The organism is Zoogloea dura, assembly GCF_012927165.1.
Classification (GTDB): Bacteria; Pseudomonadota; Gammaproteobacteria; order Burkholderiales; family Rhodocyclaceae; genus Zoogloea; species Zoogloea dura.
Map to the genome: position 1 here is coordinate 1 of NZ_JABBGA010000052.1, position 10243 is coordinate 10243.

The 10243-nt window shown below is 52.2% G+C and carries 8 protein-coding genes and 1 pseudogene; all 9 read right to left on the minus strand.

The genetic code is table 11. The features are described 5' to 3' along the window. Positions 1 to 1253: mannose-1-phosphate guanylyltransferase/mannose-6-phosphate isomerase (locus HHL15_RS25565; RefSeq protein WP_328825095.1), on the minus strand; the 1253-nt coding region annotated here is incomplete at its 3' end. 29 nt (positions 1254 to 1282) lie between these two features. After that, positions 1283 to 2905 (minus strand): annotated as a pseudogene (gene pgi, locus HHL15_RS25570) (glucose-6-phosphate isomerase); the annotation flags it as partial. A gap of 27 nt (positions 2906 to 2932) precedes the next feature. Further along, positions 2933 to 4087 (minus strand): DUF1972 domain-containing protein, encoded by a 1155-nt coding sequence (locus HHL15_RS25575; RefSeq protein WP_235943671.1) that lies wholly within the window; start codon positions 4085 to 4087, stop codon positions 2933 to 2935. Then, positions 4053 to 5216: a glycosyltransferase family 4 protein gene (locus tag HHL15_RS25580; protein WP_169148609.1), complete on the minus strand. Its 1164-nt coding sequence runs from the start codon at positions 5214 to 5216 to the stop codon at positions 4053 to 4055. Before HHL15_RS25580 ends, HHL15_RS25575 begins: the two co-directional genes overlap by 35 nt. Before the next feature lie 6 nt (positions 5217 to 5222). Next, positions 5223 to 6449 (minus strand): O-antigen polymerase, encoded by a 1227-nt coding sequence (locus HHL15_RS25585; protein ID WP_169148610.1) that lies wholly within the window; start codon positions 6447 to 6449, stop codon positions 5223 to 5225. Positions 6450 to 6488: 39 nt separating this feature from the next. Next, positions 6489 to 7412 carry a hypothetical protein gene (locus HHL15_RS25590; protein WP_169148611.1) on the minus strand — a complete coding sequence of 308 codons (924 nt, stop codon included), beginning with the start codon at positions 7410 to 7412 and terminating at the stop codon, positions 6489 to 6491. Positions 7413 to 7489: 77 nt separating this feature from the next. After that, the gene (locus tag HHL15_RS25595; protein ID WP_169148612.1) at positions 7490 to 8584 is read right to left on the minus strand and encodes a polysaccharide pyruvyl transferase family protein; all 1095 of its coding nucleotides are present in this window, start codon (positions 8582 to 8584) and stop codon (positions 7490 to 7492) included. A gap of 21 nt (positions 8585 to 8605) precedes the next feature. Then, entirely contained in the window at positions 8606 to 9892 is a 1287-nt protein-coding gene (locus tag HHL15_RS25600; protein WP_169148613.1) for an oligosaccharide flippase family protein, read from the minus strand. 44 nt (positions 9893 to 9936) lie between these two features. Beyond that, positions 9937 to 10243 (minus strand): dTDP-4-dehydrorhamnose 3,5-epimerase family protein (locus HHL15_RS25605; protein WP_169148614.1); only part of this gene is annotated, 307 nt, incomplete at its 5' end.

A 10243-nucleotide genomic window follows, 5' to 3' on the forward strand; every position in this document is an offset into this window, starting at 1 on the left:
CGCACGATGTCATCCTCACCGAGGTAGCTGCCCGACTGCACCTCGATGATCTCCAGCGGCACCTTGCCCGGGTTGGCCAGGCGATGCACATGGCCCAGCGGGATGTAGGTGGATTCGTTCTCGCCCAGCAGGAAGGTCTTCTCCCCGTTGGTCACCTCGGCGGTGCCCTTCACCACGATCCAGTGCTCGGCCCGGTGGTGGTGCATCTGCAGGCTCAGCCGCGCGCCCGGGTTGACCACGATGCGCTTCACCTGGAAACGCTCGCCGTTGTCGATGGAGTCGTACCAGCCCCACGGCCGGTGGATCTTGCGGTGGGCCGAGGCCTGGCTGCGGCTGCCGGCCTTGAGGGCGGCGACGATCTGCTTGACGTTCTGGGTCTTGTCCTTGCGCGCCACCAGCACGGCGTCGGGGGTCTCGACGATCACCGCGTCGTCCAGGCCCACGCAGGCCACCATGCGGTCCTGGGCGTACACCAGGGTGTTGCGGCTGTCTTCGAAGAGCACGTCACCACGGGCCACGTTGCCGGAGGCGTCCTTGTCGGCGATCTGCCACAGGGCGTCCCAGGCGCCCACGTCGGACCAGCCGGCGTCCATGGGCACCACGCAGCCGCTGATGCCCAGGCCTTCGGCGGCGCCGAGCTTTTCCATCACGGCGTAGTCGATGGAGTCGGACGGGCAGGCCAGGAAGGTGGCCTTGTCCACCCGCAGGAAGTCCGCGTCCCGCGAGCCGCCCTGCCAGGCGGCCAGGCAGGCCTTGTGCATGTCGGGCTGCAGGGCTTCGAGGGCTTTGAGCCAGGTGCTGGCCTTGACCATGAAGAGGCCGCTGTTCCACAGGTATTCGCCGCTGTCGAGGTAGCGCTGGGCCGTGGCGGCGTCGGGCTTTTCGACAAAGGCGGCAATCGCCTTGGCGCCGTCGGGCCGATCGGCCCCGCAGCGGATGTAGCCGTAGCCGGTTTCGGCATGGGTCGGGACGATGCCAAAGGTGACGATGGCGCCGCCCAGGGCCGCCGGAATGCCGGCGTCGATGGCTTTCTGGAAGCCGGGCAGATCACGGATCACGTGGTCGGCCGGCATCACCAGCAGCACCGGGTCGGCATCCACCACGGCCAGGGCCGCCAGGGCCAGGGCCGGCGCGGTGTTGCGGCCGGTGGGCTCGAGCACGATGTTGCCGCTGGCCCGCCCGGCAGCACGCAGCTGCTCGGCAGTGACAAAGCGGTATTCCTCGTTGCACACCACCACCGGGGCTTCGGCCACCGGCAGCAATCTCCCTTTTCCCGGCACCACTCAATAAGCGCGCGGGTGGATTGATCGAGCCCCTCCGAAGAGGTTTCGCCCTTGAGCGCGGGCAGCAAACGGCCGGCAAGCTGCTTGCCCAGCTCCACGCCCCACTGGTCGAAGGAATTGATGCCCCACACCACGCCCTGCACGAACACCTTGTGCTCGTACAGCGCCAACAACATGCCCAGATGGAAGGGGTCGAGACGCGGCAGGATGATGGTGGTGGACGGTTGGTTGCCCGCAAACACCTTGTGCGGCAACAAGGCCTGGATCCGCTCCGGCGTCAGCCCGGCAGCCTCCAGCTCGACCCGGGCCTCCGCCTCGGTCTTGCCAAAGGCCAGTGCCGCACTCTGCGCCAGGAAATTTGCCAGAAGCGGAGCCTGATGCCCCGGCAGGGGAAAGTCGCTCTGCGCACTGGCAATAAAATCGCAGGGCACCAGCCAGCCGCCCTGGTGAAGCAACTGAAAGAAGGCGTGCTGCCCGTTGGAGCCGATCTCCCCCCACACAATGGGGTTGGCCTGGCAGCTAAGCGGCTGGCCATCCCGGCCCACCGTCTTGCCGTTGGACTCCATCTCCAGCTGCTGCAGGAAAGACGGCAGGAAACGCAGCGACTCGTGATAAGGCAGCACAGCGCTGGTGGTCGCCCCCAGGAAATTGGTGTTCCAGATCCCGATCAGCGCCATGAGCACCGGCAGGTTCTCGGCCAGCGGCGCCTCGCGGAAATGGTTGTCCATGGCCTGGGCGCCATGCAACAAGCGCTCAAAGGCATTCATGCCAATAGCGATGGCAATGGGCAGCCCCACCGCCGACCACAGGGAATAACGCCCCCCCACCCAGTCCCACATGCTGAAGAGATTCTCTTCCGGCAGGCCGAAATCGGCGGCCTTCTGCACCTCGGAGGTCACCGCCACAAAATGCAGGGGCATCGCCCGCGCCGCCTGCGGCCCCGCCGCCGCACACAACCAGTCCCGCGCAGTGTTGGCGTTGCGCATGGTTTCCTGGGTGGTGAAGGTCTTGCTGGTGACGATGAACAACGTCGTGCGCGGATCAAGCGTTTCCAGCAGCGGTGCCAGGTGGGCGCTGTCGAGGTTGGAAACGAAATGAATCTCCGGACCATTGCGGTTGTAGGCCCCCAGGGCCCGCACCACCATCTTGGGCCCCAGATCGGAGCCACCGATGCCGATGTTCACGACATTGCGGATCGCCGCACCAGAGAAACCACGCCACAGCCCGGAGCGCACCTTATCGGAGAAGGCCCGCATCTTGGCCCGCTCCGCACGCACAAGCGGCATCACGTCCATCTCAGCCGATGGAAAAGGTCCTGGCTTAAGATAGCGGAGAGCAGGATGGAGGACAGAGCGGCCTTCGCTGATGTTGATCTGCTCGCCAGCGAAGAGGCGGTCACGCCAACCTTCTAGATCCGCAACTTCAGCAAGCCGAATCAATAAGCGCAGGGCCTCTTCGTCCAAGCGTTGCTTGGAAAAATCAACTAGCATATCCTCAAAACAAAAGGAAAGCCGCTCAAACCGATCGCCATCTGCATCAAAGAGGGCCCGCAGATGTAGTCCCCCGATCGCGCGTTTATGACTCTCCAGCTCACCCCAAGCAGGCGCATTTATAGCTAACATAACACCAGACCTAGAAATTTATTTCACCTATCGAGAAAACTTAATCAGCAAGCTCTCATATTGGGCCAAAACATGCCCCCAGGTGAACTCACTATTGAAGCGCCTCCAACTCTCAGCCTTCAGCCTCTTTGACAAATCACTGTCACTCGTTATCGACTCCAAAACCCTTTCGCAGGAGTCAACAGAATCGAAATAGATAGCCCCATCTCCGGCAACCCATCTATTAAAACGATTATCGTGAGCCACAACAGCTGACTTCGCACCAAGGGCCTCTACCAAAGATGGATTCGTCCCACCTACACGATGCCCGTGGATATACGCAAGGCTGTAGAAACGAATTGAGTCCACAACACGCTTATCGTATATCGCACCAGGGAATATAACCTCATCGCTCGCGGCAGACAGAACCTGAGCATGAAACCCATTTGCGCTGGCATCATACTTTCCCAGCATCAGTAACTTGATGCCCCGAGGCTTGCGTGAGAATGCCTGAACAACCTCAAGAACTGAGTTCTCAGGCTCAGGCCTCGCAATAACACATAAAAACCGCCCTGGTTCAAGTCCATACTGATCAAGACATGACGCATCGGCCGACTCGACCGGACGAGCGCCATAGGGAATCATCGTGATCTTCTCTTCCGAAACCCGTGTTTTAAGGTGTTCCTTAATCTGCGGATGATCTGCGACAAGATGATCACCGATCAAGCAGCCGATTCGCTCATTGAGCCAAAGCCACGCTCTCTCATGCGGCTTCCACTTATCACGCATCCATTCGATGCCATCCATATTGATGACATTCTTAACACCCGATAACTTGTAGAAAGCACAAAACGATGCGGTGTTGTAGCCCAACGTCAAGACTAGAGGATGCCTCTCTTTAGCGGCATGGCGAATTGACTTCCAATCAAACTCAACGGTCCCGAGCGCACCAGATCGCTTGGTTGGCACAAAAATACGCCGAACCCCCCTCCATACATCCTCATGGATATCCTGTGCGCCATCGTCTTCCTGACAATACACTGTCACATCCCATTCTCTCTCCGCCAAATACAACGAGAGATACTCCGCGAACGTCTCAAAGCCTCCGTGCGCAGCGGGAATTCCACGTATCCCCAAAATTGCAATCGACTTCCTCATAACCGCCTTCCTATTTTCTAAAAATGGCATTGCGATAAACTTCAACTGTCCTCAGTCCAATACCATCCCAATCAAAGCTCTCTCGCATTAGTGACAATCCCTGCTCGGCCACGCTCTCTCTCAAAGAGTCATCAACTAGGGCCTTATGCATCGCATCTGTTAATGAAGCAGAATCTCCCGCTTTAAAAACAAATCCCGAAACCTCATCAGAAACAACCTCGGTCATACCGGGAAGATCAGACACTAAAACAGCCCTTCCATAGCTCATTGCCATAAGAAGAACCCCGCTTTGATAGATTCTGCGATACGGCAAAACAACCAAGTCTGCCGCCCTATAGAAGAGTGCAGCCTCCTCATCAGGGATATAACGAATATCCAGCTTAACAAAATCCGACAAACCGTACTTCTCAATCAATGCCGAATATTTACCAAAATCGTCTTTCCAGACCTTACCGGCAATGACAAGCAATACATTAGCGTTACGACTGACAACATCTTTAAAGCCAGCCAACAACAAATCAAGCCCTTTTACCTCTTTAATTTGCCCAAAAAAAAGAGAAACCTTTTTATCCAAAGGAATTCCGAGGATCGACCTCGCCCCCTGGCGACCAACCGAACCATCAATATAAGGAAGATAGTTCCCATGAGGAATTACATACAACCTACCTGAAGAAACCCCTATCTTCTCAACCACCTCGCTAGCGCTAATCTGATTATGAACAATAACACCAGACGCTAACTCAAGAGTTTTCCGAGCTAGGCCGGCAGAAGAGTCACCCGAAAAGCTCTCTACATCATGAACGGTAACAACTACCGAAAACCCTAGAAATCTGGCAAGGGCTACCGACAAATACTCAATTTTCGTGAAATGAAAAAAGTGGTAATGACATACCATCGCGCCAACATTCCGCGCCCGCAGCAAGGACAAGAAGAGCCCTTTAACAAACCTCAAACCGCGAATCAGCTTATGGTCTTTTCCGAAAACACTGTAAAACCCATGTTTTCCCACAAAAGAAGAGTTCTCGGGAAATACGGTTTTATCGCAGGTAAAAAGAAAAACTTCGGCCCCAGCCTTAGTCAAGCCATTGCACAGTCCGAAATCGTAGTAATTCATACCACCGTGCCCGCCAACCGGCTCAATCACAGCGACGCACAACTTGTCAGTTATCTTCATTTCAAACTAACCCGATCGCCTCTTACGAAAAATCGATAACGAAAAAAAGTAAGAAAACACTAAAACAGAAAAAATCCAAATGGCGCTCATCATTTGCGCGGAAAGCCCCGAAGTCAGCACTTTCATGCTCACTTCAAGAAGCAGCACATAAACCACCAGGGAGCCACTTCCGTACACTTTATTGACTATGCATTTGCTATAGAGAACTCTAACCAAGCAGCCATATACAGCACATAGCAAGACAACACCCACCTCACCGAAATTAATAAAAAAATCGCCGATAATTGTCGGGGGGATACCAAACCCCTCAAACTCCAAACCCGCCTGCTCTTTCAACCACGACTGATAATCCATTTGCTTTCCTGGCAACATTGTCAGCACATCCATAAAGAACGTACTTCCAAAGTAATGAATATCAGAATTCACAAAGGAAGAAAGAACCTTCTCGAAATTTGATGCATAAATAACAAATCTAAACAATGATGTCGTCGTAAAATCAACGGTCGTATCGCTAAATGGATTTCTAAACATCTCAAAGAGATTTACAGCAGAAAAGGCTACAACCGCGACCATCAATACGGACCGAAACGAGAGCCTAGAGACACAATAATGCCGAACTATTAAAACATAAAGAATAGTCCAAATAGCGTAACGACGGGACCCACTTCCAGTAAGAAACACCCCGACAATTAAAGCAACTAGAAAAAGAAACCGTTCAGCACTAGCCTCATATCTCTCATTTCGGTACGGAGAGCTATAAACACTCACTGCCTTAAAGGCCACACCCACCATCAGGAGAGTCATCAAATACAAAAAATAGCCATTACCTGAAACCGAAAGCGCATCCACCCGCGCTATTTCCTTGTTTTCCGCCATGATCGGAATTTGACCGGCCCGCGCAAAGAAAATAGCCCCCCCCAAAAAACCAATGCCAAGAAAAATTTTGACCAAGACTTTCTGCGCGCTTGGACTGCTCAAAGGATGATTTAAACTCCGTAAACTCTGCCCTCTCTTAAGAAAGCTACGGCCAACCAGGAATCCAAAATTAATGCCTAAATATCCGATTGCAATCAAATACATGGCATAGCCATAGACTCCATGCTCAAAAAGATCAGGGAAAAATGCAGCTACAACCAATGGCCCAAGAGCAACAACCAATATGAAATACGCATTCAAAATGAATTCAGGCTGAAATGGATCTTTTGGCCTAAAAACAATAAACGGCAGTAACAAGGCGAGACAATATGCTAGGTACAAGACCCTCCCCTTTCATCAAGGTTGCTTACAAGACAACCACCCCACTGAAACGTCCTTTGACCACACTTCAAGCCATCGCGGACGATACAATAAGGCCCTATCCATCATTGCATCAAAGCCGATCCGTCTAGCCTTACCTGAGTAGACCTTTATCGCCTGAAGGGCGAAGTGCCCCGCCCCCTCCCCCAGCACTAAATCCGCGTAACTATTACCCGCTCGAAACCACCCCTCTTCGGTAAATGCAAGAGCCATAGGATAAAACCTATCCGCCACTTTCCCTCTGACGAACGCAATAAGATCTTTGGAAACATCCGCACTTCGCCCACTTCCATACTGCTCGTGAACGGCCAGCGTAAGAGAAACTCTCTTAAAATTTTCAACATAAGCTGAAGAGAAGTCTTTCCAAGCTTCTATGTACTTCTCCTTAGAGAACCCGACTCGACTCATCTCTGCATCCTGCGCGATGAAATTTACCTCAAGACCATTTGTATTTGACCCACCAACGATGGAAACTGAATTAACAACATCTGGCTGATCAACGACACCACTTACCGCCTTAATAAAGCGAATATATTCGCTCTTAAAAACTGGGTCCCAAGGCACAGGAGCAGATGATGCTCTCTCAACTCCATCCTCAACATACGCGTCAACATGAGTCCAAGTAACATAACGGACATTAAGACCTTGGAGCCAATCAGGAGACCACCGACCGGCAAGAAATCCAAAATTAATCTTCTTTTTCTTCTTCCGAGCAAGATCGATAAGGTTCTCAATCTTCTCAAACTGGAATACCCCGCGCTTCGGCTCAAGCCGTTTCCATCCAATGTAAACGGTAACCCCGTCTACACAAGGCATATTTAAGATAGCCTCAGCATTATCCACATCCGGCCCAACCAATATGGCATAGACTGGAACGCTTCCCCCTCCCGCACGAGACACTGCCCCCTCCACCAATGGTGAGCATATGGCGAGCCAAAGACTTACCAGAAGACCGAGGCAACATCTCGCATCTAAATTCAAACCAATGCCTCCCGAAGAACCCTCACAAACCCGCTCTCCATATCACCTACAATAGAAGGCGAAACCTCTTTCATCCGAGCCTCAACCATGTCAAAGAGTAGAGGCAGATCAACCTTAGAAAGATCAGAATACTCTAACGACGCAATATCGCATGAAACTGCATTTAAAAATGCTCGATTTTTGGGGGCATAATTCAAGAGCGCAAACGGCACAGACAGCATATGAGACATTACCCCGACATGCAGTCGCCCAGTCAATACAGCCCTAGCCGCCGAGATGAGACTTATCTGCTCCGAAAAATTCATATTACTTAGATAAGTAACGTTGACAGCCCCAGAAATTTCTCTCTGAATAAATCTAGAATCCTTGGCATCAACGGAGCTATCTGCATCCATCAAAACCACATGATCAAATCCCCCCTGAGCGACCGCTTGGGAAATCGCTGAAGAACACTCCTTCAAATACTGAAGCGCAGTTTCCTCGTTTACAAACTCATCCAAACACCTATAGGAAACCAAGAGATACCGACCAAGTCCTTTGACCAGGGCCTGACTTTTAGAGGTATTAAGCAGCCAAGTACGTAATCCGTAAACTGGATCAGGCCCTAGAAGAACTCTGCCTCGCCCCCCCTTTTCCTGAAAGTAATCTTTTGACCGCTCATCCCTCACATATATAACAGTGCTGATAGCCGACGCCAGCCTCGTCATCAAGTGAGTTTTCCGTTTCAAAGCTTTCCCCACTCCAACGCCAAGATACATAACCTTGACCCCGAGGATTCTTGCTAAGGCGAAGTACTTAACTCCACCTTCCCCCCCCTCGTCCATGAAGCAGGTCCCCCCCCCCCAGGCAACGGCATCAGCGCTCAAGCAGTCACGCAAAAACGAAACCAAACCTCGTAAGCGCCCACCATCCTTTATTGACTTAACATCCACCGCCTCGACATCAACATATGAAGAACCCGCATTATCCGCGTAAGAGTAAACAACGCACTCCACCCCCAATTCCCGAAATACGCGAATAAAAGCTACCAACATAGCCACATCCCCGATGTTCGAGCCGTAATACCCTACAAGAACAATCTTTTTTTTCATATCTTATTCACCCTCAACCTGTCAGCCACAATTTTTCGCAAGAAAAATAGATCGAACACCTAGTTTTCTCGATGCGACGACGATGTAGGCAACAAGCAAGGTAACCTCAGCTGCAACTACGGAGCCAACGATTACCGGGAGAGCGGCCTGCGAAAGTGGATACAAAATAAAACCTACTTGAGCAAACACAGCCAGCAGCATCGCAATCAATTTCCCCTTAGTCTCATTAACAGCAAGAAGCACAGCCCCCACAGCCGTACTCCAACTGCGCAAAGGAACAGCAAGTACCAGCACGGGTAGGTAGTCCGCTGCTAATCCATACTTTTCACCGAAAGCATGAGAAATCACTTTAGGAACAATGACAGCTACCGCCACAGCTAAAACAGCGGCAACAGCCACGACATACAAAGCACTCTTTCTATACATCCGAACCAACCCGTTACGATCGCCCCTCGCCATGCGATGAAATACAGGCAACAGGTACTGACCAAACACTGCATTGGGAACTATATAAAGGAGTTGCAATATCGCCACGCAAATCGCAAACTGCCCCGAATAATAATTTCCAAACTTAACCGATGCCAGATAAACAGGAATCTGCACCAAAGCAAAACTAAATATTAGATTTAGGGCATACGGAGTACTAGCTCGCAACACCCTCTTAAAATAGCGGGGAGATACAACCTTAGCCCTTATCTCCCCCCACTCAACGCCAACCCACTTCACCACATAAAAAATCTGATAAACAAAAACAATAAATGCGGTTAAGGCATACCCCCAAGCGGTTACATATAAGCTAGACAAGAGGCCAGCCCCTACCCCGCCCGACACTAGGCGTCCAACATGAGGGGCCATCTGAGCCAACCCAACATCCGAATACCGCCGAACAGACTGAGCAACACTTGTCATTAACGCCAGGGACGCTTGATTAAACATCACTGGAAGCAATATGAAGACAACTATTGCCTCCAGTGAATAAGGTCCTTTTGTACACACCGCAAGAAATACAGCTACGAGAACCGCGATACAACTTGAGGCTAGTGCAATCAACAAAGAAGCCTTAACTGTATGCGGTCGCACCTTAACTCGCTTTGCGCTAAGTCGTAGCCACAAACCCCCAATACCATATCCAGCTATGGGTGACAGTACGTTCAGTATTGCAAGTGAAGATGAGAGCAGGCCATAGCTTTCCACGTCCAAATACTTAGCAAGAATAAGCTGATTGAGAAAGACGAGACCCGCCCCGCCTCCCATGGCCAAAACGAGCTTGACAACAGTTACTAGGCTCTTTGCATTTGAATCACTCACTAGCCCACCACCTAATTATCATGTCAACTCCGCACATTCGAGGATTAGAAAATCTCGCACTCAGCCAGCCTCTTCCCCGCCACATCCTTGGCCGACAGCAGCGGTTCGCCCGCCAGCGGCCACTCCACCCCCACCGCCGGGTCGTTCCACAGCAGGCTGCGCTCATGCTCCGGGGCATAGTAGTCGGTGGTCTTGTACAGGAAGTCGGCGCTTTCGCTTGTCACCAGGAAGCCGTGCGCAAAGCCCGGCGGGATCCACAGCTGGCGCTGGTTCTCTTCGCTCAGCTCGACCCCTTCCCATTTGCCGAAGGTCGGCGAAGACTTGCGCAGGTCCACCGCCACGTCGAAGACG

Coding starts and splice junctions, on each gene's coding strand:
- HHL15_RS25595 (WP_169148612.1), bottom strand. CDS start 8,584: ATGAAAAAAAAGATTGTTCTTGTAGGGTATTACGGCTCGAACATCGGG.
- HHL15_RS25580 (WP_169148609.1), bottom strand. CDS start 5,216: ATGAAGATAACTGACAAGTTGTGCGTCGCTGTGATTGAGCCGGTTGGC.